The sequence below is a fragment of the Janthinobacterium sp. 1_2014MBL_MicDiv genome (genome assembly GCF_001865675.1).
Taxonomy (GTDB): domain Bacteria; phylum Pseudomonadota; class Gammaproteobacteria; order Burkholderiales; family Burkholderiaceae_D; genus Janthinobacterium.
Genome location: NZ_CP011319.1, coordinates 3,364,051 through 3,389,348 on the forward strand (window position 1 = coordinate 3,364,051; position 25,298 = coordinate 3,389,348).

Below are 25,298 nucleotides of genomic sequence, written 5' to 3' on the forward strand. Positions count from 1 at the left end.
TTACTCCTTGGGATTCTTGCTGGCTTGGCGGCTGGAGGCGGCTTGCGCCAGATGGGCCTCGATCGCGGCGGCATTGATAAAGCCGGTTTCCTGTGTGCCGTCAGTAAAAAAGAGAGTCGGCGTGCCCTGCACGCCCAACTTGCTTGCCAGGGCCAGGTTGCGGTCGAGCGGATGGGCGCATTGGGCTGGTGCGCCCTGCCCGTCCAGCGCGCCGCTGACGGCACTGCGCCAGGCAGCCAGGCGGTCGGCAGCACACCAGATGCGCATAGGTAAAGCCTGGTCCTGGAATGGCACCATGAAGTTGTAAATGCGCAGGTTGGGGATATTCACCAGTTCAGATTCGAGCTGGCGGCAATACGGACAATGTGGATCAGTGAAGAGATACAGGACGCGTTCGCCCTTGCCCTGCGTGGTGACGATCGCATCGGCCAACGGCAGTTGGCGTACATCGGTCGCCGCTGCCGTCGCCGCTGCCGGGCTGGCGGCGTTGCTCCGCTGCTGCAGTTTCGGCGCGGTCAGGTCGCGCATGGCACGCAGGTCGACCAGGCGGCCGAAGATCATGTAGTCAGGGCGCGTATCGGCGACGAAGCCGACGTTCTCTCCCATCCACACCTCGAAAACGTGGGGGATCGGCGTCGCCGTGACCGTATCAAAGGCCGTGCCGGGATAGGCTTGCTTGAGCGCGGCGAGCAGTGTGTCCTCGGCCGTACTGGCGTGGGAGACAAAGGTGGCCGCGCAGGCAAGTGCGGCGAGGCCCAGTCTAGTCAGCTTCGTCATTGGGAACCTCCATCGTGCGCTCGGCAAGGCCGAGCTGATCCTGCTGGTCAGCGTCGCTGCGTGACATGGGGCGCGCCGGAATGCGTACGCCACGGGTCAGCACCACATCCACTTTGCGGCCCGCATGTACCTCGACGACCGGAAACGTCTGTTCGGCCAGCCGGATGTAATAGTTGGCCAGGTTGTTGAGCGCGCTCCCCATACCACTGCCAATGCCGCGGCGGAATTGATCGCCAGTGCCGCCGGTCGTCGTCGACAGGGTGCCAAACGGCGAGGTCGTAAATGAGCTGTTGCCTTGTGCAAAACCCTGGCCGATGCCGCTGACGATGCCTGCGCGCAGACTGTTGGCTAGCAGCTGCCCCTGTTTGGAGACGAGCGTGCCGCGCAGCCCCAAGTTGCCATCTTCCCCAAAGATGTTGCCTTCGATCTTGACCTCGACCACCGAGCGGTCGTAGCGGACGCAGGAGAGCACATCCGTGCGCAGGTACGCGCGTTCGGAACTGATGTCGCCATAGCCGGAGGCAACCACAAAGCATTCCTTCACGTCCGCGCGGAACTGGTTCGGCAGGATGGCAGCGGCTGAAATCTTAATGAGTGCCGGCAGCGGATTGCTTTGGGCCTGGCCGCCCGTCGGCGCATCGATCCCACCGAGCAGCTCTCCCGGCAGGATGCTCACTGGGAGGAAGTCGTCCAGCGTGTTTGCCGGCTTCACCGCATTGGCCCCGGCCTCCTTGGCCGCCCCGGTGTTCCCGCTGGAGTCTGTCGCGACGCCCAGGGACACGCGGATCATGGGGGCGAGCGTCTCCGGTGTCTCGTTTGGCCGCAGTACGCCGGTGTTGCCACTGGCTACGTCAGTGGCTGGTGGTCCTGGCGGCGCGGTGCCACCTAGTGGCGTGCCGGGAGGGTACTGCAACGGAGCCCGCGCCGATGGCTGGGGAATGGGCGACGTAACGGGTGCGGGCAGCGCAGGTGGCGGCGCTTGTTCTGCCGTGGCGGCCGTTTTTGCTTCCAGATCCGCCAGGCGCTTGAGCAAGGCTGCTTCGACGGCCTTGCGATCGCTGTTGATTTTTTCTTGCGCTTCCTTGTCATTGTCATATTGGGCCAGCTTCTTGCCGGCATTGCCGACCCATTGATCCTCTGGCGAGATCTGGCCCGGCACCATCATGCCGGCACCATCCACATTGACGGTGGCGCGTTTGTCGGTCGACTTGGGAAGCTGCCGGGCGGGACTGCCGGACTCAGAATAGGCCAATACCGCCCACAGGACGCCAATGCAGGCTGTCACGATACTGGCGGCGACCAGGTACTGCTGCTGCCTGGGCGACAACCGTGCCGTGAAGGATTTCAATGTTTGCATGATGCGCATGGCGGTTCACTCCCCTGCCCGAATGACGTAGACCCGCGTGCTCTCGTTCGGACGCAAGTTGAGGTTGTCGATGGCAACGGCCAGGACATCGCCATCGTCGCGGTCAAATTCCTGTTCTGCGAGCACCAGCGGCGCACCGCTGATGTTGCTCAGTGCATAGGTCTCGCCGATGAAGCCACGGCCCTCAAACTGGCGGATGAGCTTCATTTCTGCTTCCGCCCACAGCAGGCGGATTTCGTCGCGCTCTTCCATCCGGACGTCGTCAGGCACCTGCTCGGAAGCCATGAACATCAACATCGATTTCAGGGAGCGGATGTATGTGGCCGACCTCGCCGGCGCCGCGCCACTGGCATTGGCTGCCTTGACCTGGCGTCTGGCCGACTCGTCTGAGATCACAATGGTGTCTGCGGGGACCTCCGCGCGGTTCAGGCGCAAGGTGTAAGTGGCCGTGGCGGAAGAAATAAACAGGTTGATCGGCTTGGCAGCAGTGCCCACCGGCTGAATATAGATTTCGCCTTTGGCCAGGTCGCAGGCAAGCGACAGCTGGCCGCCGGGATTGACGGCAGTGACGGCGCCTGGCGCTACGGGCGGGCTGGCGTCAGTAGGTTTGGGAGCACAGTTGCTACTCGAGTAGATGTTGCCTACGACATCGATGATCTTGCCGCCCTCGATGCGGATACGCGTCGGTTCATGTGCGGCGATGACCGCCTCGATGGTGGCGCCGTCCTTGACCTCTCTGGTCTGTACGGCCCAAGCGGGGAGCTCAACGAGCCCCAGCAGCAGCCACGCTAGTGGCAGTATCCGATTTTCCATCTTTCAACTCCTTAAAATCTTTCAAATGCACGCGCCCACTGCGGAAGATGAAGTCCGCACGGTAGGTCTTGAGGTTGTCGGAGGTATTGGCCCCGTTCACCTGGGTTTTGAGGTAGCCGGTCATCGTGACCGATTGCGTTTCTTCGTCAGGTACCAGCTGCTGCATCTGGAAGTAGGTGCTCGCATTGAGCCTCTTCAGTCTTGCCGCCTCCAGATCCTGGCGTGTCTTGATGCTGCCGGCGTTCTCCGGCAGGCACCAGCCGAGCAGCGTGTCTTTTTTCCAGTCGATCGACTTCGGCGTGACGTCCAGGATCAGATAGGCGACATAGCTGGCCATCTGGACCAGGTATTCGTTACTGGCTTTGTCGTCCTCGATCCAGAATGTCTTGGTGATATTCGGCGGTACGACCGTAGTTCGTTGAGGGCCGGCGATGCGGAAAATGATGGTCAGCGCCAGCACCAGGCAAACGGACAGGATGCCGATGGCCAGGCGCTGATCGAACACGCGGCGCCGCAGTGCGCCCAGGTCATCCTGAAAAGTTTCCAGTTTCACGGTGGTCTCCTTGGCGCTATCCGACCATCTTGCGGATATGCGAGGGCGGTGTTGAGCGCATGGACGTCAGCGGACTGACAGGCAAGTACCAGTACGCCCAGTGCAGGACAAAGGCCGGATGCTTGTCCGCTTTTTTGCGGCTGAGCCAGCGCGACACGGCGACGCCGGCGCAGACCGCGAGGAAAAATCCGAGTTTGCTACTGGCCAGATAGCCGACAAAGATGGAAAGGAGGAACGGAAAGGCGACATCAAAGTCCCATAGGCCAATCTTCCATTGGTCGTCTAGCCGCCGCGGAATATAGGTGTCGGCTTCCATGGTGTCCTCCTTTTCTCAAAGTGCGGTGTCCGCGCCAACCTGGTTCAGATCGTGGCGCCCATGATGGCGCCACCAATGACCAGCCCGACCGCGCCGAAAATCGCCATGCCGATGTAGAACAGCACCGGACCGAAATTACGCAGGGCGGTCAGCGAGATCAGGGCCACCACGAAGCCGATGAAGCCGACCAGTGCTTTAACGCCGGGGGCCAGTGCAGCCAATTGCGTCAGTGCTGACGTCAGCGGGCCGGTGATGCCGGTGAACGCGACGAGGTCGATGGCGGTGGCGGGAATAGCGGCGAGCAGGCCCAGGGTGATCAGGGTCAGCAGTGCCAGGACCTTGGCCGTAGTGGAGACGCGTAGGCCGAGTGGCCGCTTGCCGTGTTGTTTAAAAGGGAGAACTGTGACGTATTGCAGGGTGTTCATGTGCATTCCAATCGTGATAGTGAAGAAAATCGTCTAAAACTGTCTGTACGGGCGGCTAGGTGATGCGGCATGGCGGCATAGGGGGACCACGGACGGGGCATTGCCACGCGATCTTGCCCGGCCGGCACGCTACCCATGCCGAAGTCAGATTGATCAGGTGTGCTTCGCTCCTCATCTCTGCACCTGCCGGGGCGCGTCGACGGTGAGGCTGAGCTCCACCCTCCGGTTGTTCTGGCGGCCCGTTTCGGTCACATTGGCGGCGGCATAACAACAGGCGCCGCTGCTTCCCACCTCAAACTGAACTGCAGGCACGTGCAGATGGCGGCGCAGATAGCGCTCGACCCTGGCCGCGCGCTGGTATGCGATGGCATCGTTCAGGGCCGGCGTTCCAGTGTTGTCTGTTCTGCCGGCAATACGAATACGGGACGCTGGCTGCACCAGCGTGAGAAATTGCTGCAGAACGAGTAGGGCCTTGCTATCGAGACGGGAAGAGCCCGGCGCAAAGTACACCGCAAGTTCGGTGACATCGGACAAATCATGTTCGTTCGCTGTACCGGTTTCCACCGATGTCCCAACCAGTGTCCGCTGGGTGGTGGCTGCCGCGATCGAGGTGTGCGGCATCTCTTCAATGTGCGCATCCCGGCTTGCCAGCGTCTTGGGCGTACGCATAGGGCAAGCTGGATCAATACACAGGCCGTAGCGTGCATGCCTACCGTAGTGAAGCTGAGTGATGTGCTGCATGTGGGACCCAGGCGCGGCAGCGCGGGAAGACAGTCCTTCAGGTTGTGGCTGGGTATACACATTTTCGCAGGAGGCCATCAGCAAGCTGGCTGCAGCCATTGCTGTGGCGGCTAAAGTGGCATGAGCAATAGCGCGTCTCATGTCAGCCCCACTGCCACCAGCGTTGGCTGCGTTGGGGCGACCGACTCAGCACGCGCATTTTTCTGAGTCCGGTACTTGTCCTGCGGCGTAGCGCGGCGTATTGCCGGCGGCTTGGTATGGGTAAGAAAGCCGTATACGCGCCAGGCGTAGCGGGTGCGCGTCGCCTGGCATTGGGCCGCATCCAGTTTGGTACACGAGGCGTTGTATGCACCGATCGCCTCCCAGGTATTGCCGTACCTTTGCAGCTTTTCCACGAGAATTCGGGAGCCAGCAAGAATGTTTTTACAGGGTTCAAGCAGTTCTTGCTGCGTCACACCCAGATTGCGCAAGACCCGTGGATTGGAATTAACGCCCATGTATCCGATATCCACGGTACCGGTTTGGCGCAGATGGCGGCGATTGACTGCGTTCGGATCCAGTGACGATTCCGCTTGAGCAATCGCATAGAGCAGCGGTGCCGGCACATGGTGGCGCACGGCGGCTTGATCCCAGCAAGCCCAGACGGGACCCGGACAAACAACGAGAATCGCTATGAAGCATGAAAGATGTCGTTCCATGGCAAGGAGCAGGCATAAACCCGAAAACGTTAGTCCACCCGGCGCGCGGACGCGCCAGACCATCAAGGGTGTACATCGGGTAAGCCTGGCATCAGCCTGGCAAGGTCACTTCGGGTCGCATATCCGTTTGCGATATGCCTTGCAATCTGCCCCTTATGGCAGATGAGATATTGCTCGCTCGGCGATATTGCGCCGGGCCTGTTCAAATATTTTTACTTGGGCCTCGTCTTCCTGCAGGGCCAGGGAGATACACGCGGTCGTAAACTGTCCTAAGTCGAATCGAGGATGGGGATGCCGGTTCATTTCTGACTTCTGCAGCGCCAGCAACAATACATACTGGGCGCGCCAGATTTCCTCCTGTCGTCGTGGCATGCATTGGTCGCGCAACACCATCCGTGTATGCAAAAATGAAAAAATATGCTTCGCCGGTTCCGGCTGTGCAAAGACTCTTGCAATGCAAGCACTAATTAGATCGGGATGCCGCATTTTTGGTGAATAATTGTGCTGATGGTTGAACAGCTGGTCAAGCTGATGAAATTCCTCCATCCAGACCAGGGTACCGATCGTTTCGTCACACCGCGAGGATGGGACAGCAGAACGATGCGTAGCGGCCGTGTGAGCAGAGGATGAAGACGGCATCGAACGAGATTCAGTATTCATGGCGATTCGAAATCAAAAATGACTGCGTACGACATCATGCTAGCGCATCGCAACACCAATGTTTGTCCAAAAAGTCGCGCTTTTTAAGGGCTATTTGGATTAAGTCACGACCCTGTCGGTGAATAGCGATAGCTGCGGAGCCGCTACTTGTCCGCTCACGCATAGTGCACCGCTATTTGCCCTGCCAGCCACGCCACCCCACCCAACATCGCGGGCAACAGAAGCGGGGACAGTTGAACAGGCAGCACACACACTACTGCCAACAGACAAATGAGCAAGATCGCCGCTCCCATCGCTGCAGCGAACCACTCCGGGTGCGGCTTGGCGAATTCCAGGCGTTTAATTTTCCGGCGCACCACTGCATCCACGACGAAGGCCGTCATGAGCACCGCAAACGTCGACCACCACTGCGCGAGACTTGCCAGTCGATACAGCGCCAGCATGGTCAACGTATCGAGTGAGCGAAAATAGCTGCTCTGGAACAGCTGTGAATGTAGCCGCCCAAGGCTATTGGCGACAGGTTGTGTTACCGGATCCACCGGCACATCGTGGACGTTAATCGATACCGGTTGAGCGGCCAATCCAGCTTGATACTCAAACAATCGCCCCAGCACGCGCCCTGCATACGGACTCCCCCAGTAATCCGCACTGGCGATATGCTCGGCGCGGATCTGCGCGACAAATCGCTGTGGTCGAAAGGCTGAGGGCAGGTACAACACCAGAATCAGCAGCACGCTCAGCGAGACGATAGCCATCAAACGAATCAGCATGTCTCCCCCGAATCCTTGTCTTCAAAACAGATATCGTCCGCGCCGGGGTCGATCAGCGTAAACCGCCCCTTGTAGACATGTCCGCCAGACACAGAGGCGAAGAACTGCAAATTGGGCAACTTACCCAGAAGCGATGGCGGGACTAATTCGTTGACCTCCTCGCTCAATTGGGTCGAATCGACCGCCGTGAAATCCGTGAAGTGGCCGTCTCTGGCCGTGTTATGCCCCACTTTCATACTATGGATGGTGGTCTGCCCCAGAGTTTCATTGATGAACTCCTGAGTAGGCTGATCTTTGGTGCGGAACGCGATGAGGTTATTCAGGTTCCCCAATGCCATGCGTGCCGCCTCCTGGCTGCCAAGGCGTTTCGCCAGGTCGGCAATCGTCTGCATGGCAGCCGTTGTATACAGCCCGCCCTCGGCACCTTTGTTCAGTATTTCGATCAACGGTTGATTAATGACGTTCGACAGCTCATCCACAAACAGGGAAATGCGCCGCTCTCCTCCCAGGTTGTAGCGAATACCGGAGCGGGCCGCCAGGTCGGCCAGCGCCATGGCGCCGATGGCCGTTGCCACAGAAGGATCCGGTAACGAGTCCAGACACAGCAGCAGTACATGTCCCGCGCGCTCAATCTTTTCCAGATTCATGATCGGACGCTGATCATCCGCATCAAACGGGTCCGGAGACAGGCTTTTTCCCAGGTCCCCGGAGGTCAGCATGGACAAGATCGGTAAAAGATTGGCCGTTATTTTCTGATAATGTTCGCGGTTATGCTGAAACACCCGGACCTGTGAACTGACCACAGGATCACGCCGAGCTTCATGTACATGATGATCGTAATAAGTCACATACGCCAATAGCTCCTGGCTAGCGGCTGGCGTTGGCGACTTGATCTGGCCCCTCCCCGCTCTGTCGAGCAGGCGCACCATCTCGGGTGTGTTACGCCACTGCATGCCAAGGAGCTCCTCGTAAAAACGCTCGAGTGCCTGCTCCAGGATCGGCTCAACGCCGCCCTCAATATACTGTTTCAGTTTTGCCAGATTCGGACGTTTCTCTAGTTGCACCATCCCTTGCACGACCACATTCACCGCGTCCCAACCAAATGCGCTGAACGTTCCGGCTGTGTCTGGTGGCATGATTGACTGAATACGGGAAGCGACTTCGGTAGGCTTTTGCCAGTTGAACGTAAAGTCGAGACGGACACCCATTTCCGGAAAGGCGGGATGAAACCACAGAAAACTGTCTGGCTCACGATACAGTTGGCAGGCCTTCATGACCAGTTTCTTGAGACGACGTGAATTTTTTGGGTCAATAATAATGACGACATCACCCCGTCGGATGGCTTGAAAAATCAACCAGCCAAGGCATACCCCTTTGCCGGACTGCGTGGTTCCGACCACCAAGGTTCCCCCTTCAAAGTTCTGCAGCGGCCGCATCAACAAACGTTCCCGCGACTCGACGCCATGAATCCAGGGCAAGCCAATCTCTGCGTCGGATTGTGGATTGGGCTGGTACCCCAAAGCGCGTATGAGCCAAGGTGAAATGGTCATCGCGCGATAATCGATCTTGATCAGCTCGTAAAGCCGCTGAGAGTGCAGTGGCAGCCAGATGAAGCCCAGGCCGAATACGACCTGTTCAGGATCGCCGGTCCATGTCGCCAGCCGGGAGACAGAAACCATTTCCATGGCACGGCCAGATAGCGCGGCACGAATACGCACAACACGCAGGGCTTGCCGGCAGCGAATCAAGGCGATGAGGAGTGAAATAAAAATGAGCGGAAAGCCCGCACGCGGTGGCAAATGATCAGGTATGAGAAAAGTAAAAAATGGCGGCGGCGAGCATCCATACCAGGGCGGCAGCCCCCTCAACGGGACCACGCCATGGCATTTCGTACTGTCGCAGCAACATGGTCAACCTGCGTTCGAATGGATTGGTGCGTCCCCTGCTCCATCCATGCCCTCGACGAATTGGCGTGCGATGACTATACCGGCCACCACCTTGCCATGTAATTTGTGATGCTCAACAGGCTCGGATCCTGCCGGCCCTGCAACCAGCATGTCGGCATCGGCAAGCGCGCGTAGCGCCATCTTCGCATCCACCTGTCGCAGCACGAAAGCGTCCAAGGGGACAAACAGGCCGGACGCCATGGGGTAACATGCCGGCGGCAAGGACCTATCATTAAGAGACCGGACGACCGCCTGCAGTATCTTGGCAATGCCAGGACTCAGGCGAATCGGTGCACGCAAAGCGTACTTTCCCCCTGTCCGCTGGATGGGCTCAGTATGTTTGACCTTCTTAGCCTTTCGTTGGTGAGCACCTGCTGGTGGTTCGATACTGCTGTTCTCTCCAGCTACGGGGATCGGCGCGATGGATGGCAGCGGCAGTTGACGATCGCTCGCATCCGGAGGCGTGGGTGAGGCAACGCGCTCCCCCTGAGCCTCGGGTGGTGTCGCCCTCGCCTGCCGAAGCTTGGTGTCACGCTCGGTGGTTTTCCCCTCCTCATGAGAGTAATCGAGAGCCATATCCGTGTCCAGCGCCACCGGTGGCGGGTGTAACACAGTAAGGACGCAGGCTGGCGTCACTAATTTTAACGCCTCCAAGGGTGCTGCGGCGCCAGGTGGCCGGATTGACCAAACACCCTCCTCCGCACTTCTTGGCAGGATGATCCCGGCAGCGCTCAGAATTTCCATGGCATCCACTGGCGAGGCCGGCAAACCATACAATCCCTCGTCTTCCAGCAAGGTGAGTATGTCGCTTATGCCATTCGGCCACACCAGAAACAGACCGTCCCGTCCAAACCACATGCGGGATCGGTCAGAATTTGGCACCCACCCCTGATGAGACTGAACTAATTCACGCATCGCATTGAGCAGAAACCTGGCAAGGTATGCGCGCGCCCGTGCCTGGCCTGCCGGCGCATCGGCATCGCGCAAGTCCCGGTGTATCACCAAAGTCGATGCTCGATTGACGAGGTGGTCAATGACATTACGATCTTGATATCTCACCTCACCACTGATCGCGGCAAGCATGTGGGCGACGATCATCGAGCCGTCGTGCGCCAGGTAGGCCAACGTATCTGGCGGTAGGATCATCGGTAGCGCGAACAACGAAAGCGAGCGACACCCCTGCCTGGCCTCCCCCCACCTGACGAACAGACCATCAACCTTGTGGATGTGGATCCATTCTTCGAGCGGGTTCAGGTATGGCTGCCAAACCGTTCCATGCGCATCACTGACGACGACAGTGTCGAGCGCGCGGTACAGGTAGGCGCATAATCCCGCGACAAAGGTAGCAAAGCGCCAGCGTGGCTCCAACTGACGACGGGTAGAAATCGTCGCCCTACCAGCGAAAATCTGCGAATCTGTCGCTTGTAATGCGAAGAACGCCGTCTCCAGGCCCAGGCGCACTAAACCTCCAGGGCGAGCAAAAAAACTGTCTTGTGTTGCCGGCAACACATTCACGTAAGCGATGTACTTCCTGATGAGCGGAAGCATTTCCTTGGTAAAGGCATTCGCGTCGCCTCCGTAGGCCAATTTGATGCGCCCCAGGATATTCCGATTGTCGTCCAAGATCGCATCGACACTTAGGGGACGCATCCCACCGTCACGCGCATGAGCGGTTTGGGGCACTGAACGTTGCGGACAGATGGGCGTGGCATGACGGCCACGATCACATTGACGATGGTGGCCCAGCCACCCCAGATACTTGAGGATATTCACACCGGCCATAAGGATCACTCACTTGGCTAGGTGAGCATTATGGCTATGCAGATCGGCCTACGTCCAGATGAAAGCCGGCCCTCCACTGCGATCATTCATCGACACATAGCTCGGTCACCGATCAACAGGCGACCTCCTCAGACAATGCTTGATGTACAAGAAGGTGAGCGGCGATAATGGACCCGAGCATATCGGTCGGCACTACCGTAGCCACAGAGGCAACCATACTGAAAGCACGTTCGCAATCCTGTCACTGCCTGCCGTGTATGTCCGCTTTCGCCCCAAAGCGGAAATTCGTCGCGGCCAGTTTAACTCAGCAAGAAGCGATGGGCTTCGCTACTTCCTTGATCGCAGTAATTTCCAAAACGTCGCATCTATTTCGGAAAGTCACAGATATCTCTCATCGTCCACCGGAGTGCCAGGGGCCAATCTGACGGCGGTGCCAACACGCGATAAGATACGGCATCTTTGTGCATGTAGGACGTGTTGCCGCCCTGCTTGGCGCAGGGCAATGGGGGATTACCCCGCATCCTCGTTGACAGCGACTGATACTCAACAGATACTCTGGTATTGTTTACTTCACAACTCCACGCCCCGCCCATGAGCATCCTGATGAAACAAATAAAGATCGATAAATTAAAGACCGCCCTTGCCGACGGCAACGTCGTCACCGTTGTTGGCACCGGCGTTTCCGTCGCTGCCTGCCCTGGCCTGAAAATAGCTGATCACGCAGTGGCGACATGGCAAGGTCTACTGGCGTACGGTGTTGAGTATTGCCGAAGTAATAATCTCATGACCGGAGACGAAGCTGATGCGCATCGCGGATTGATAAAGATCGGGACCATCAGCTTACTGCTTCTGGTGGCCGAAGACATTACGCAAAGGATGAGAAAAAGCTCGCTTGGCGTTTTCAGGGGTTGGCTGGAAGACACGATCGGCCAAATCAAGGCGCCTGATCCACTACCTCCTATCCTTATGGCACTCAGGACCATGCCGGGCTGGCTTGCCACCTTAAACTATGACAATCTGATTGAGGAGGCCACGGGCCGGTGCGCCGTCACATGGCGCGAGTCAAACAAGGTTGAGAAGTTATTGGAGAGTGTCGCGAACAATGCCGTCTTGCACCTGCATGGCCACTATATGGAACCGGAATCCGTCGTACTAGGCTCGCGCAGTTATGACACTGTCAAAGACGATGCACACGCAGCGGCCGTGCTCAAATCGCTTGCCATCAATCGCACGCTGCTGTTCGTCGGTTGCGGCGACACGGTGCTCGATCCGAATTTCGCCCGGCTCATCGATTGGGCTCGTGACGCACTTCACGACGTGGTGCCGCGTCACTACCTGCTGTGTCGCGACGTAGATGTCAAAGGCTTTCAGGAGAAGCTCGCTGACGCACCGTGGCTGCAGCCGCTCGCCTACGGCGACAATTACGCCGACCTTGCCCCATTTTTGATGAGCCTGCACGACGAAGGTGCGTCGGCAGTGCCGCCCGTCACTCCCCCGCCGGCCGGCCCCACCGCACCTGCCGAGGCGGTGCCAGACGGCGCGACGGCGCGCGGACACTACGGACTCGACGACATCCTGGAAAACTGCTCGCTGCAATTGCAAAGAACTCCCCTGCTGGCCCTGTGCGGCCTAACCGGCGCGGGCAAGACCGTCATCGCTAGGGAGTTGCACCAGCTCCCTGCATGGCGCCACTTACGCATGCACACCCACGTCGCACAGGAGAACGGTGGAGCCGCCGACCTGTTCGGCGCACTGGCGAACTTACTGGGTATTTACGACGAGCGACCACGTCTGCCCGTCGCCGCCAGTGCACAAGAAATGGCGGCCGAACTGCTGGCCATGAACGCGCGCACGCCAGCCTTTTTTTTGCATATAGAACGGGGGCATCTGTGGTTCAACGACGGGCGTTGGCGCCCTGAGTGCATTGGCATCGCCGACTTGCTGTCCGCGCTGGTGAAGGCTTACCGCGGTAGCGTGATCGTACTTGAAACGCGGGAAGCACCCGAAGAGCTGACGACCATTGAGGCGAGCGGCCTGCCGAGGGCGGCGATGAAGCAGTACCTTGCCTCCCCGCCCGTGTCTGACTGCGGCGGTTGGACGCTAAATAAGACGCAGACTGACTATATTTTCCAGCGCATGGGGGGCGGCCATGGGCGAGGCGCCCATGCTTTCGGACTGGCGTTGCTGGCGCAACTGGCGGCGGAAAAAAAGACAACGCCGGAGCAGGTTTTGCGCCAGTACGCCGACGACTATGCGCTCGAACTGTATGCCAAGCTGTTTCGCGACATCTACGAAAACGTGCTGACTCCGCCCGAACGCGCACTGCTATACGCCTGTTCGCTGTACCGTAGCGGCCTGCATTACAGCCATCTGGCACGCCTTGAGACCGTGATGACTAGCTCAGCGGCTGGCGAGTCGCTGATCCGCCGCCGCCTGTTGGCCGAAGACGCGGAGTGGTTCTATCTTCACGACTTGGCGGCCGAGCAGGCACACAAACTGGCGCCGGATGCGGCGCGAACGCTCGACCTGCAACGTCACATCGCCAGTTTCTGGATGAGCGACCTGCAGGGCCAGAACAATCTGCTTGAAGCGAACATCCGACGCGCGCTGGAGGCCTTGTACCATCTGGAGCAAGCCGGCGAAACGTGGCGCATCACCGAAATCGCTGCGGAATTGCTAGGCCGGCGGCCGGGCGAAGCGGCTGCGATCCTGTGGCGCATGGAGAAATCGCTCGTGGCGCAAGGCCCGCGACAAGCCGAGCGGGTCTGTCTCGTCCTCGACTATCTGCTCAAAGTTGCTCCCGACGATGGCAAGGCGATGCGCTTTCTTGGCGAATACCGCCGCAAGCTGTACGGCAAGGACGATGCACGCGCACTGGAGTTGTTTCGTACGGCCGCGCAGCTTAACCCGAGCTTCCCCCCCTCCTGGGCCAACTTCGGCCATGCTGCCATTAGTTGCGGCGAGCGAGCTTTGCAAGGGTTTTTAGCCGCCATCGCGAACGCCCCGCCAGTTGCCATCAACGAACAGGTGGCGGTGATCCTCGCGGGCGCCCTGCAAGCGGCGGGCCGGCCCGACGAGGCCTCGGCATTGCGCCGCAAGCACATCGCGGACGGCAGCGGCGATGCCGCTTTCTACAGCGACGAAGCCAAGTGGCTGCTCGATCAACACGACATCGCCGGCGCCATCGCGCTATTGGAGCAGGCACACAGCAAGGGCAGCGCGGACGACTACACCGAGTCGATGCTTGCGAAGGCCCTGCAGGCCGCCGACCGGCCCGAAGAGGCCTCAGCATTGCGCTGCAAGCACATCGCAGACGGCAGCGGCAATGCCGCTCTCTACAGCGATGAAGCCAAGTGGCTGCTCGATCAGCACGACACTGCCGGCGCCATCGCGCTGCTGGAGCAAGCACGCAGCAAGGGCTGCGCGAACGACTACACCGATTTTATGATGGCAAGCGCCCTGCAGGCCGCCGGTCGGCCCGAAGAGGCCTCGGCATTGCGCCGCAAGCACATCGCAGACGGCAGCGGCAATGTCGTTTTATACTGCGACGAAGCCAAGTGGCTCCTCGATCAGCACGACGCTGCCGGCGCCGTCGCGCTATTGGAGCAGGCACGCACCAGGGGCTGCGCGAACGACTACACCTTGTCGATCCTGGCGGGCGCCCTGCAGGCGGACGGCCGACCCGAAGAGGCCTCGGCATTGCGCCGCAAGCACATCACGGACGGCAGCGGCAATGTCGTTTTCTACAACGGCGAAGCCAAGTGGCTGCTCGATCAGCACGACGTCGACGGCGCCATTGCGCTGCTGGAGCAAGCACGCAGCAAGGGCTGCGCGAACGACTACACCGATTGGATGCTGACAAGCGCCCTGCAGGCCGCCGGCCGGCCCGAAGAGGCCTCGGCATTGCGCCGTAAGCACATCGCGGACGGCAGCGGCAATGCTTATGTCTACTGCGACGAAGCCAAGTGGCTGCTCGATCAGCAGGATACCGCCGGCGCCATCGCACTGTTGGAGCAGGCACGCATCAGCGGCTGCGCGAACGACTACACCTTGTCGATCCTGGCGGGCGCCCTGCAGGCGGACGGCCGACCCGAAGAGGCCTCGGCATTGCGCCGCAAGCACATCGCGGACGGCAGCAGCAATGTCGTTTTCTACAACGGCGAAGCCAAGTGGCTGCTCGATCAGCACGACGCCGACGGCGCCATCGCGCTGCTGGAGCAAGCACGCAGCAAGGGCTATACGGACGACTACACCGATTCGATCTTGGCAAACGCCCTGCAGGCCGCCGGCCGGCCCGAGGAAGCCTCGGCATTGCGCCGCAAGCGCATCACGGACGGCAGCGGCGATGTCATTTTCTACAACGGCGAAGCCAAGTGGCTGCTCGATCAGCACGACGCCGACGGCGCCATCACGCTGCTGGAGCAAGCACGCATAAAGGGCTGCACGGACGACTACACCGATTCGATCTTGGCAATCGCCCTGCAGGCGGCGGGCCGGCCCGAAGAGGCCTTGGCATTGCGCCGCAAGCGCATTGAGGACGGCAGCGGCGATGCCGCTTTCTACACTGGAGGCCAAGTGACTGCTTGATCAGCAGGATACCGCCGGCGCCATCGCGCTGTTGGAGCAGGCACACAACGAAGGCGGGGCGAACGACTACACCGAGTCGATCGTGGCCAGAGAGCGCCGGGAGGGCAATGCAGGGAGCTGCCGGTGTTTGCATGATCCATCAGTTGATCCGCGCTGAGCCCCAAGAATGGGATGGAGGTGTTACGTTCAAGCCAGCTTTTGGCGAACAAACTGATCGATGAGAATCAAGCGTCAACCACGTCATCGAGGAATGCGCACACCAACATTGATGACATGCCTTGCTCAATGAACGAGGTTGATGCCTGATTTCACTCCGCGAAATTGGAGAAGGACGACTGATCTATTGCGAACGGCGGCCGCAGTCCGTCCATCGGCTTACCGAAATGGATGGTAATACGCTTGCCCGGTCCTTACGGGCACAACCGGAAACGGCCGGCGCCTTGCTGATTGCAGTGCCAAGCTATGGTCAAGAACATGATAGCGAAGGGACGCGGATAGCTGGCTTTGATTATCATTTGATGAAGCAGCTCGATACGGATACTTACTCACTTTATTGGCTGGCGTGGAAGACGCGGAAGGCTGCTACGTGATACCAGCGCAGCTGATGACAATGGTAACAAGCAACCCGATGGTGACCACCGCAATGTTGTTTCAACAGCTGCAACGTCCGGTTCTGGCCGGTACCTGGCCTAGAGCCATTAGCCGTCAAGCGCCAAATCGAATTCGCTTGGCGAGGCAGCGCCAATCGTTAAGCGTGCACCTCGTTCTAATATTGCCAAAGCATCTGGTCCAACCCAATAAGCTTTAACGCGGACAAATTTCTTGGTCAACGCAGTAGAGAACGCACGTTGTAGCCTCGTGGCCACCGGAGTGTCTGATGCCGTCGAGATACGACCAGATAACAAAATCTGGTCAGAATAAAAGCCGCCGTGCTGGAAAACAATACTATCAGGATTCATCAACTGGTCGATGGCGAATTTTTTTCGCCCATCATTTTGTTGGATGCCCCTACTCTGGATAAGAGACGCCCGATCAGTGACAAGGTATCCTGGCCCCGCTACCGCACTAGTAACAACTAAGGCTTTTGTTAGTGTCGGAAGTTCAGCCCCGCTGTCAAACGTCGCGTAAGTATCCTCGTCAAATAGCCCAGTTCGCGTATAGCCAAGCGGAATCTTTGCCTCAACAAGTTCGAAAACTGGAAGAAGGTCCTTTGCTGTCGCGTAGAAATGGCGTTGCATAAGCAATTTTCAAAAAAAATATCAGTCCGCTTGTGGCCGTTCTCTGCCGGTCGCGCCAGCATAGCATGTTGCCGTTGCGAAAACATCATGGTCTGCCCTGACACGCCGTTGTCGCCCCGAAGCGGCCGTTCGATCTTGCGACAAAGCTTGGTAGCTGCAAAGTTCTAAACTGCATCGGAAGCATCGTCAATCACCTTGATCATGTGTCTGCCATACGATGTATCGGGACAGCAAGCACGAAGCTCCTCAAGGAGTTTGTGCTTGCTGTCCGGCATTGCAGTAGTAATGATCAGCTTGACGAAGGAGTGAAGGGTGTTCGACTCGGCACGGCCGATGAATGTACTGATCAAGGGTGTGATGAGATCAACGAAATCGAATGCAGCAATAATTTTCGCTGCGACGACCCGCTCCCTCCATCCTTCACTGGAAGTGAGAAGCTCGCAGATTTTCCAGGCGTCGGAAATTGCCACCAGTTGTTCAATCTTGCTGGCCGAACTCGCCCATCTTTCCGTGTACAGAGCGGATACAAGCTCATGAATTCTTGGATCAGATGCCGGGCGGTACGTCATTTGTCATTCTCAACATTTGTGAAGGGGTAGGTCTGCTCCTGGCCGATAGCGGACGTGCTGAATAACTCAGTGTACGAGATTATTGCATTAATGACCAGCATTCAGGATTACTATGGGTATCAAACCTAATAGCTAGCAATGCAATACCGTTAATGCAGAACTACAAGAAAACACTGAAAAATCCATTAAATGACTAATTTTGCTTTACGGCCAGGCGCAGGTCAGGTTTGCCAGCAAAGCTCGATTGAATACGGGAATCAGTGGCAAATCGTTTGACGAGCTTGCAAAACACACACCCGGAGTGGTCCGCCGATGTGTCCCCAAGTGCAATCAAATAACGACAACGGCACCGCGCACAGGTATGCAGCGCTAACTGCGCTGAATGTTGAGTCCAAATGCCCTCCACACTCGCGATCAGCTCGAAAGCGCGGTCAAACGAAATGCTAGACCGACCATTCCATCGCTCTCGATACATCTTGTAGGCGTAGACCATAGCCTTACGGGCCGAACATCCATGCTGTGTGCGCAAGAACTGAAAAATAGTAGCAATCAGTGACGCCTCTGCCCGTTGCACCAGCGTCGCCATATGGTACCAATCCTGCGAGCTGGGCCATCGACCGCCGGTGGCTGGCCGGTCATTATAAAAATATTCCCGCAACAGAGATCCACTCAATCCAGTCAAATAGGTGACGGTTTTCATGCGCGCACCGTGTTCGACGCAGGATTTGGCGAGCTGCAGGGCCTGAATGTGCCGCTCTGCGTGTTCGTACGCCATACGTCACCTATGCAACGCGCGTACGGGCCGCAGTGGCCTGGCTGGCACGCGATGGTCCGCGGGTTGCATCCGGATCCACAGCGCCGACCCGGCACAACGTCATGGCCAATACGGGCGGTGTTTCAAGGAGAGTTTTAAAATTACCTATCGGCTTAAATAGGCTTTCGTGCGACATGCTCGCGGCCAGCAGTTGCAATGAGTCCACGCTCATTGCGGCAAGCGTCTCGGCCGAGGCAGTGTCGAGGTGAAAGGTACAGCACGTGGCCAGGGGATCATGCTTCAGACCCACCTGGATAGTGAGTAGGTAATTCAAGTTGAGGTACTGCACTTCCGTATATCGAATCGCATCTTCCATGGTCCACCCCGCTTTGCCCCGCGATGGCGGGGCGTGGTCATTAATCCGGTTTCCGCTGTGCAAACCTGCCAGGTCGGTCAACTGATTAGCGAAGTCATGGGTAAGACGACTGCACGCGCAGGCCATAGCACATTAAAAAAAGGCTACTCCGCAAACTTTCAAAGGTCAATAGCAACTGCTAATCAAATGAAAATATTTATATGCACTTTGGCAAACTTTCACTGGAGGAAATCCGATTCTCGCTCTAAAATCGAACTCAACCCCATGAAAATACACCTGTAACAACTGCTACAAATAATCTACAAACAAATTAAGGTCTCTTACTTTACCCCTGCCCGGAGACAAAAATCGTGACAATAAGCAATAACATCCCGCTTACCAGAGATGCCGTCCGCGAACTTGACATTGATATCGTCCCTGGTGTGCGGCAACGGCTCGCTGCAGAACTCGACAGACGGGGCGTACACCCAGGTCAACGCGAGCACTTCCTGAGCCAGATTACCGGCCGAGCGCTGCAAACAGTGGCGCGCTGGATCGATGAAGAAAAACCAGGTCTACCCGACCTGAAATCCCTCGCCATTGTCTGCCTGCAGTTCGACATGGATGCGAACTGGATACTGGGATTGACATCGCATCGTCTCCCGTTCCCCAAGCAACAACTATCGCCAAGGGTTCAGGAACAGGTGTACGGTCACGAAAAGCCCACCTTTGACTGGATCGGTCACATGCTCGGACAAACCGCGTCGTTCACCGCCCCCAATCAAGTCGGGGTGATGAAGGGAGATGACATGGCTCCGCTCATCCTTGATGGCGCCCCATTTTTTTTTGATGCGACCGTCAATGAGGTGGAGGTCAACGGAATCTATGTATTGGATTACCAAGGAAGGCGCCTTGTGCGACACATTGAAATCATCGTGGGCGAAGGCCTGTTACTGCGTTGCGAAAACCAACGCTACAACTCAACTCTTGTGAAAATATCAAAAGCAATGCTTACCCTGACAATTTTAGGACGTGTTAAGGCAGCCATTAACATCAACCGTTTTTGACGTATCCAGACCCGCATCACGCTTCATCGGGCGGCATTCCCCGGCAGCCAAGCTACCGGGGAACCCAACCGTCGTGGTGTTAGATTTCATGCCACGCTACTTTGCTTCAGCGACCTCACGCCACTCCTTCAGTGAAAATTCGAGCATTTTTCCACCAAGCTCCTCAAATTCGGTGGCGCGATCATAATCCTCCACTTCCTGCGAGTAACCCGTCACTGCATTGAGCAAGCCGTAACCATTGAGCTGCTGTTCGGCAATCAGATGGCGTAACACGCCGGCACGCTCCACCTCGTTCAATACAAAGCGATTCGCCAACACTTCCACTGCCCTCACGGGGTCTCCCGTCAATGCAATACCCATCGTCTTGCGCATCTTTTCCGATATCAGTTGAAAGGTCGTCTCCGACACCGCAGTCTGCACCATGTCCCGCGCTTTTAAAAAGATCGCGTGGTCTTCGGCCGCCACCGTGTCCTCTTGCAGAACGACATCGTCCCCACATTCCAGCAAACGCCCAGCATGGTTTTTGCGCATCGAGCGCTCACAAGCGATCAGCCCATTGCTGCATTTCAAACGATAAATCAACGGTTCGACACGCAACCGCCCCACCCCAATTTCCGAATTACTGACCACGACGCCGGCCTGCAAAACGTCTCCTGGCGCGACCTCATGCGTCACACTGGCACTGACCACCTTCAAATACATCTTGGTTTCAGTCAGCTCCACCGACTCGAAACGGGCACCCGGCAGTTTAAGCAAGATCGGCAAAATGCTGTCGGCCAGATCAATGTTGTCGAGCCGACGGAAACGCGACGACAGGAAGGCTCGGGCCCGCCCCGCCAAGGTCCGCACCATATAGCTATCTGTGGCATTAATTCTGAGCCACGCATTGATGTTGTCATCAAGCAGTTCGGTATCAAACGAACGCATGCGCTTAAAATACAGCAACGGTATATCCAGTTTCTTTGCCAGTTGCGCGCAGGTAAAGTCGTTCATCAGGTATCGCTTCTTGCCATAGGGTTCATCAATGACGAGATTGCACTGCCCTGCCGCTGTCGTCTCGCTCACCAGCTTCGTCGCCGGCACGATCATGTCCTTCTTGAGCGCCGCCTGCCTCTCAAGTTCGACGATGATCTGATCCAAAGGACGTCCTGTTTTCATCACAACCTCCATGAAAAAAGCGGGCGATGCAGCTCCCTGGCGGGAACGCATCCCCGCAGGGTCAAACACGCAGAATTAACTCGATCCCACGTGGGCGCCACATTGCGCCATCATGCGGCGGCCAAACTGCCACCGCGCCAGATTGACTGTTTTGCTCTCTGCACCTCACGCCGCATGACGTGCGCGGTGTGAAATTTTCAGTAATACCTCTGCCCAATCGGCGCCCGCCGACTTCGGCACGAACACCTCGGCCGCTCTTCCCACCCGGCCCGCATGGGATTTCAGGTAGCGGCGCGCGAGGCCATAGGCAGCGGCCTGCCCATCAAAGAATGCATGCGCATCGTTGTCAGCGTAAATTCGCAGGCGTTTGACGGTTTCCGGGATCCACAATTTTTCCAGGTTCCCGGCACTGATCCCCGCCCACACTGGCTGATGCGAACGCTTCATGACCGCCAGCGCTGTCTCGATGCCTTCACACACGGCCAATTCGTCGGTGGACGGCGCCAGACGAATGGCAGCGCCACCGATGCCAGCACACAGCAGCTTCTTGACCGCGCATTCGCGGGCCTTCTCGCCATTGCTCAAATAAGTCCGATGCAACGACACCGTGTGGCCACTCTTATCCTGTACACAGGCCACCATGGCCGGGTAGCGCCGCACTACAACGGCTTTACCAGTACACACATCGCGCTCGTAGTACCCCAACGCAGGATGCATGCGCAGCGTCGACGGGTAGCGTTCCAGGTTCACCCCCCGGTTCCGCAGATACCTGTCCACCTCGTCGCCGGGCGTAACTGGTACCGTTTCGGCCAGAATCTTCCGAATCAGACCATCACGATCACGTTCGGCACGTGAATCCTGTGAGAGCGAGATTGGCGGCCTCGGCGCACTCATACCAAGGTAGCCGTCTACCTTGCCAAGTGCATCGACAGCACTCAACCCTAAGCAGCCAATCAACAATTTGAATCCGCCACCGGCACCGCAGCCGCGGCAAATATAGTTGCCGTGCCCAAATTGGTCGGTGTACTGAAACCGGTCTGTGCCGCCGCAATCACCCAGGGGACACGGCTGATTGCGCTGGTTGAGCACTTTTGCATCCACGCCCAGCGCCAGCAGAATCTCCGTCCATCGCCCAAACGCGCGCTGCTTAACTTGCTGAAATTGCGCGTTGAATTCTTCCTTGCTCCTGCCCATGTCGACCTCCTCGTTTTAAGAACCTCGAGAATTGCTTCCGCGCGGGCCAGCCACACGACGAGTAAACAGCCACCCGTGATCCATGGCAAGGCCGACTTGCCCCGACAGTAGTTCGTCGACAGTAAAAAATATCGCTCTTCGCTCCGGACGGCCACGCTGTGGATCGACCTGAAAACCGCCCGGTGCCACGGACAAGCGTATCGACCGCAGTTCTTGCCCGAGATAAAAAACCCGGCCCGGCTGTCCCGCAACGATCTCGCTTTCCTTGATTCTGAAAATCAATTCGTCGAGATCTGGCACCTGACAGAAGCGAGCGGACGGAAATGCAGCGGCAATAAAGGAGTCACGCATGGCGCCCTCCCTTGCAACTGGCCTGGCGTCCATGCCTGTTGCTATGGCCACTCAAGCAATCGCCATCCTCCTCTGCAATCGGCGATGCAAAAAGATCGGATTGATGGAGCTTGATCTGCTCATTCATCCATTGTGGATTTTTGAATAAGTTGTCGGAAACCCAGTCTGGCTTTTCCAGTACCGCCTGGCGGGCCCACTCTGGGTAGTCCTGCAGCGCGCTCAAAAACCAGCGGCACAACTGGGATCCAATCCAATCGCGCACTTCCTGCGCATCGATGGCGCCGATGAACGGTAGCTGCGACAGCGGACTACCGCTCACCACCTTCATACAATTGACGAAGGAAAACGGTTGCGTATCCCGAACTGGATCTGTAAACACCCAACGGACCAGTTCAAATTTCTCATCCAGTGGCGTGCGTGGGTCGCTGAGCAAACTCACCTTGCGTAACAGCCACCAGTGCAATGCCACCAATTCCTCTTCTGAAAATTCCATCGCATCGTCGTTATTTTCGCTTGCGGAAACCCTGCTCACAGGTTCTCCCAGCACGCCAGGATGGCAAGAAGTGTCCCGATCCCGGGGCACGCGACAATAGTTGATTTGATATCTGCTCATGATTGCCTCGCACAAGAAAATGAGACGAGGCAACTCCCTCCCGGGCCGCATCGTCCCAAAGGGGGAAATAGCACATCCGGTTGCTGCGACGCACCGGAACTTCCATTGACTGGCTTGATACTGTCGGCTGATGCCGTTTCGGCGGGGATGCCAGCTACCGTCCTGAAAACCCATGCAAAGTGTTTTGACGTAACGGCGCGGTGCGTGCGGCGCGTCAAAACACTCTCGATCCAGGAATACGGGTGTCGCGCCTGAAGCCAGGACACGAACCAATCGGTGCTGCGGTGCGCTTGGCGCAATGGATAAGGCTTGCCGGACGATGCAGGGCTAGCTGCTGCGATAGTTTAATGAATGTAGGCCGCCCTCACCTGCCTGTCAACACAGGTTCGACGAAAAATGCCATCAGCAGCTCGACCTGCAGTGGGAACACGCCGTTGCGTACGCATCAAGCCGTTAATCGACGTGTCCCGTTGGCATGTGCAGTACCCGCAAATACGCTTCCAAAGCTGCGCGCATTCCTCTTGAATCAGCATGATGGCGAGTACACCATGGCATGTAGCCCCATGGGCATTTTCGAGGACATCATCATGAACCACCCAGCTCCCACCCATTTGATCGTCACGCGTGATCACGGCGAAACCAACAGGAAGTTATTGGCTAACGAGGCCGCCGCCGATCTAACGCGTGTCGAATCTGCGAGCCGCAAGGTCAATATCACGCTCGCCAGCCCGGAGGGCAAGCGTTTGTACCTGCGATGTTTCTACGTCTCACAAGCGAGTTTCCATTTTATTTCCGTCTTTGCCAGGATGAAATTACCACCCGAGGATGTCGATAAAGTGGAACAGGAATTGCGCACCATGCTTGACGCGCGCATTGCCCTGGCCAACCAGCGTATCGTCTCCTTCGAGAAACTGTGTCATCACCATGGCATCACCGAATTGGCCAGCTATGACATCGAACCTCTTGCCATCGAAGCGAAAGTATTTTCCATGTTCGGCCGGCGACTACTGGAATTGATCAGCAAAGTCGACCAGCTCATGCCCATGCTCGAAACCCTGTGCATTGACGAGGTGCTCCCGACAAGCCAGCTCATCACCGAAAAATCGCAGATCAAGAAAACCGTACGTGCAGTGACCGCCGCCACGCGCGCGCTGTCCCTGGGCCTGCTCAAACGCATCAATGCCCTGCCCGTGTCCGAACGCAAATCGACCACACCGAACAGCCAGCCATCCCCTGGCGAGGGATCCGCCAAGCACCCGACGTTCAAGGAAGCAACTCAACAATCAGGCGCCCCGGAGCCAAATGCGGCCCCTGAAAGCATTACAAGTGATCCTGCCGGCGAGAATAGCGAAGAGGCGTCCGCGAGTCCCTGACAGGCCTTACAAGCCTTGCTACCCACATCCTGGATAGGAAGACTACAAACCAATTAGCCGGTATGGAGGATGCCATGTGCATAAAAATGATGCTCAGCAGTGAGCTGCCTGTGACCCAGGCATGGTGTATCGCCGCGATGGAGACCGCGCTTGGGCCATCCTATCGTGTGGCACCAGGGATCGACTGTATGCCATCCCTGGACACGCCTCTGATACAACACGGCATTGCAATGATCGTGATCGAGCAGGTATCCGGGTTCGCCCCGAAGGATGTCCGGCAACTGATCAAGTGGTGCCATACCCACGACAAGGCTCTACTGGTGTGCGGAGCGTTGTCAGAGGAAGAGCGGGACTCCTACGGATTAAGCCACTGCATCGAGATCGACATCACTGCCTTACACACGCCGGTATGTATTCACTGGACTTCCTGCGCCGGTACGCTCCAGCTGTTCGAAGAAATGTTCGTACCTACGCTCAAAACCGTCCAGCGGACCGCCCATCTCCATTGTTCCGGGCTACGCTGCCAGCACCATCGTCATCGCGAGGTAACAGGTACTCAGCGGACTCGGGCACCGCACAAGGGTGCGGAGCGGAGGAAAATTCCAATCGCCATCCCCATGCCATCTATTTCCTACAGGGTGAACGCCCCTCCGCCTCCCGCCATTACAGCATCCCTCAATTGCCGAGAAATACGAGCAAAATATGCCGGTTTTTAACTTGATGCCCACGATCAGCGCAGCCACCATGGCGCAGGATCATCCGTCATCGGTCATGGAGACAACTCATCATGAAATACATTCCCCCTTCGAACCAATCGCCCTTTGCTCCCTCAATGTATCCGGCCTTTGGTCAGCGGGCATTTATCGGCGGCCTCAAGCGCCAGCGTCAGGCTGCTCAGAAAGCCAGCCGATCGCCCCGCGCAGCACGTACGCTTACCGAGAGCGACCTCAGGATACCTGGCCGGGTCCTCATTAAACGCCGCCAACTCTTGCAAAAAGTGCCGCTATGCGAGCGCACCATCCTGAACCTTGAAAAACGAGGGCAGTTTCCACGGCGCTTTAGCATCACCTCGCGTTTGGTCGCCTGGGACCTCAAGGAAGTGGACGCCTGGATCGCAGAACAGCAAACGGCGGCACGCCAGCCCTCGGTACCGCAGGCGCAGTCAGTGCCACCCAAAGCGCTCAGGTAATCT

At 57.7% G+C, this 25,298-nt stretch carries 25 protein-coding genes; 5 read left to right on the top strand and 20 right to left on the bottom strand.

Features of this window, described 5'->3' with window-relative positions:
- The 12 genes from YQ44_RS14480 to mobH all read right to left on the bottom strand — a co-directional run bounded on the left by YQ44_RS14480 (position 1) and on the right by mobH (position 10,688).
- Positions 1 to 777 carry a DsbC family protein gene (locus tag YQ44_RS14480; RefSeq protein WP_071323991.1) on the bottom strand — a complete coding sequence of 259 codons (777 nt, stop codon included), beginning with the start codon at positions 775 to 777 and terminating at the stop codon, positions 1 to 3.
- Positions 761 to 2,143, bottom strand: coding sequence for a TrbI/VirB10 family protein (locus tag YQ44_RS29000; RefSeq protein ID WP_156894859.1), 1,383 nt, complete (start codon positions 2,141 to 2,143; stop codon positions 761 to 763). Before YQ44_RS29000 ends, YQ44_RS14480 begins: the two co-directional genes overlap by 17 nt.
- Positions 2,144 to 2,149: 6 nt before the next feature.
- The gene (locus tag YQ44_RS14490; protein ID WP_071323993.1) at positions 2,150 to 2,956 is read right to left on the bottom strand and encodes a type-F conjugative transfer system secretin TraK; all 807 of its coding nucleotides are present in this window, start codon (positions 2,954 to 2,956) and stop codon (positions 2,150 to 2,152) included.
- Positions 2,907 to 3,509: a type IV conjugative transfer system protein TraE gene (gene traE, locus YQ44_RS14495; protein ID WP_071323994.1), complete on the bottom strand. Its 603-nt coding sequence runs from the start codon at positions 3,507 to 3,509 to the stop codon at positions 2,907 to 2,909. Before traE ends, YQ44_RS14490 begins: the two co-directional genes overlap by 50 nt.
- 16 nt (positions 3,510 to 3,525) lie before the next feature.
- Entirely contained in the window at positions 3,526 to 3,825 is a 300-nt protein-coding gene (traL, locus tag YQ44_RS14500) for a type IV conjugative transfer system protein TraL (protein ID WP_071323995.1), read from the bottom strand.
- A gap of 44 nt (positions 3,826 to 3,869) precedes the next feature.
- Complete coding sequence (locus tag YQ44_RS29550; protein WP_232250899.1) at positions 3,870 to 4,250, bottom strand: hypothetical protein; 381 nt, start codon at positions 4,248 to 4,250, stop codon at positions 3,870 to 3,872.
- 171 nt (positions 4,251 to 4,421) lie between these two features.
- On the bottom strand, positions 4,422 to 4,991 hold the full coding sequence (locus tag YQ44_RS14510) for an OmpA family protein (RefSeq protein ID WP_198043682.1): 570 nt from the start codon (positions 4,989 to 4,991) through the stop codon (positions 4,422 to 4,424).
- A 137-nt stretch (positions 4,992 to 5,128) separates the two neighbouring features.
- Positions 5,129 to 5,689: a lytic transglycosylase domain-containing protein gene (locus YQ44_RS28310; protein ID WP_198043683.1), complete on the bottom strand. Its 561-nt coding sequence runs from the start codon at positions 5,687 to 5,689 to the stop codon at positions 5,129 to 5,131.
- Positions 5,690 to 5,842: 153 nt separating this feature from the next.
- On the bottom strand, positions 5,843 to 6,349 hold the full coding sequence (locus YQ44_RS29005; protein ID WP_071323998.1) for a hypothetical protein: 507 nt from the start codon (positions 6,347 to 6,349) through the stop codon (positions 5,843 to 5,845).
- A gap of 155 nt (positions 6,350 to 6,504) precedes the next feature.
- Entirely contained in the window at positions 6,505 to 7,119 is a 615-nt protein-coding gene (locus tag YQ44_RS14525) for a DUF4400 domain-containing protein (protein WP_083411860.1), read from the bottom strand.
- Complete coding sequence (traD, locus tag YQ44_RS14530; protein WP_232250900.1) at positions 7,113 to 8,987, bottom strand: conjugative transfer system coupling protein TraD; 1,875 nt, start codon at positions 8,985 to 8,987, stop codon at positions 7,113 to 7,115. Before traD ends, YQ44_RS14525 begins: the two co-directional genes overlap by 7 nt.
- Before the next feature lie 42 nt (positions 8,988 to 9,029).
- A complete protein-coding gene (gene mobH, locus YQ44_RS14535; RefSeq protein ID WP_198043689.1) occupies positions 9,030 to 10,688 on the bottom strand; it encodes a MobH family relaxase in 1,659 nt (552 codons plus the stop codon).
- 750 nt (positions 10,689 to 11,438) lie between these two features.
- Here mobH and YQ44_RS14540 point away from each other — a divergent pair.
- Positions 11,439 to 15,434, top strand: a complete 3,996-nt coding sequence (locus tag YQ44_RS14540; RefSeq protein ID WP_083411862.1) for an SIR2 family protein — start codon at positions 11,439 to 11,441, stop codon at positions 15,432 to 15,434.
- Between the two features lie 698 nt (positions 15,435 to 16,132).
- On the opposite strand, the gene YQ44_RS29010 is transcribed toward YQ44_RS14540, so the two are convergent.
- The 4 genes from YQ44_RS29010 to YQ44_RS14550 all read right to left on the bottom strand — a co-directional run bounded on the left by YQ44_RS29010 (position 16,133) and on the right by YQ44_RS14550 (position 18,371).
- Positions 16,133 to 16,672 carry a hypothetical protein gene (locus YQ44_RS29010; protein WP_070259158.1) on the bottom strand — a complete coding sequence of 180 codons (540 nt, stop codon included), beginning with the start codon at positions 16,670 to 16,672 and terminating at the stop codon, positions 16,133 to 16,135.
- A gap of 164 nt (positions 16,673 to 16,836) precedes the next feature.
- The gene (locus tag YQ44_RS14545) at positions 16,837 to 17,241 is read right to left on the bottom strand and encodes a hypothetical protein (protein WP_071324000.1); all 405 of its coding nucleotides are present in this window, start codon (positions 17,239 to 17,241) and stop codon (positions 16,837 to 16,839) included.
- A 193-nt stretch (positions 17,242 to 17,434) separates the two neighbouring features.
- On the bottom strand, positions 17,435 to 18,016 hold the full coding sequence (locus YQ44_RS28320) for a FlhC family transcriptional regulator (protein ID WP_083411863.1): 582 nt from the start codon (positions 18,014 to 18,016) through the stop codon (positions 17,435 to 17,437).
- Positions 18,017 to 18,023: 7 nt separating this feature from the next.
- On the bottom strand, positions 18,024 to 18,371 hold the full coding sequence (locus YQ44_RS14550) for a hypothetical protein (RefSeq protein WP_156894863.1): 348 nt from the start codon (positions 18,369 to 18,371) through the stop codon (positions 18,024 to 18,026).
- A gap of 350 nt (positions 18,372 to 18,721) precedes the next feature.
- Here YQ44_RS14550 and YQ44_RS14555 point away from each other — a divergent pair, with 350 nt between their 5' ends.
- Positions 18,722 to 19,417, top strand: a complete 696-nt coding sequence (locus tag YQ44_RS14555; protein WP_156894864.1) for a S24 family peptidase — start codon at positions 18,722 to 18,724, stop codon at positions 19,415 to 19,417.
- Positions 19,418 to 19,513: 96 nt separating this feature from the next.
- On the opposite strand, the gene YQ44_RS14560 is transcribed toward YQ44_RS14555, so the two are convergent.
- From YQ44_RS14560 to YQ44_RS14570, 4 genes are all read right to left on the bottom strand, one after another.
- Complete coding sequence (locus YQ44_RS14560) at positions 19,514 to 20,575, bottom strand: DUF932 domain-containing protein (protein ID WP_071326508.1); 1,062 nt, start codon at positions 20,573 to 20,575, stop codon at positions 19,514 to 19,516.
- A gap of 165 nt (positions 20,576 to 20,740) precedes the next feature.
- Positions 20,741 to 21,769, bottom strand: a complete 1,029-nt coding sequence (locus YQ44_RS14565) for a DUF7146 domain-containing protein (protein WP_071324003.1) — start codon at positions 21,767 to 21,769, stop codon at positions 20,741 to 20,743.
- A gap of 15 nt (positions 21,770 to 21,784) precedes the next feature.
- Positions 21,785 to 22,120 carry a hypothetical protein gene (locus YQ44_RS29015; RefSeq protein ID WP_156894865.1) on the bottom strand — a complete coding sequence of 112 codons (336 nt, stop codon included), beginning with the start codon at positions 22,118 to 22,120 and terminating at the stop codon, positions 21,785 to 21,787.
- The gene (locus YQ44_RS14570; protein WP_156894866.1) at positions 22,113 to 22,733 is read right to left on the bottom strand and encodes a hypothetical protein; all 621 of its coding nucleotides are present in this window, start codon (positions 22,731 to 22,733) and stop codon (positions 22,113 to 22,115) included. Before YQ44_RS14570 ends, YQ44_RS29015 begins: the two co-directional genes overlap by 8 nt.
- A gap of 587 nt (positions 22,734 to 23,320) precedes the next feature.
- On the opposite strand from YQ44_RS14570, the gene YQ44_RS14575 reads away from it, so the two are divergent.
- From YQ44_RS14575 to YQ44_RS29780, 3 genes are all read left to right on the top strand, one after another.
- Positions 23,321 to 24,106: a hypothetical protein gene (locus YQ44_RS14575; RefSeq protein ID WP_071326509.1), complete on the top strand. Its 786-nt coding sequence runs from the start codon at positions 23,321 to 23,323 to the stop codon at positions 24,104 to 24,106.
- A 74-nt stretch (positions 24,107 to 24,180) separates the two neighbouring features.
- A complete protein-coding gene (locus YQ44_RS14580) occupies positions 24,181 to 24,822 on the top strand; it encodes a hypothetical protein (protein ID WP_156894867.1) in 642 nt (213 codons plus the stop codon).
- 71 nt (positions 24,823 to 24,893) lie between these two features.
- Positions 24,894 to 25,295 (top strand): AlpA family phage regulatory protein, encoded by a 402-nt coding sequence (locus tag YQ44_RS29780; protein WP_232250901.1) that lies wholly within the window; start codon positions 24,894 to 24,896, stop codon positions 25,293 to 25,295.
- The last annotated feature ends 3 nt before the right edge of the window (positions 25,296 to 25,298 follow it).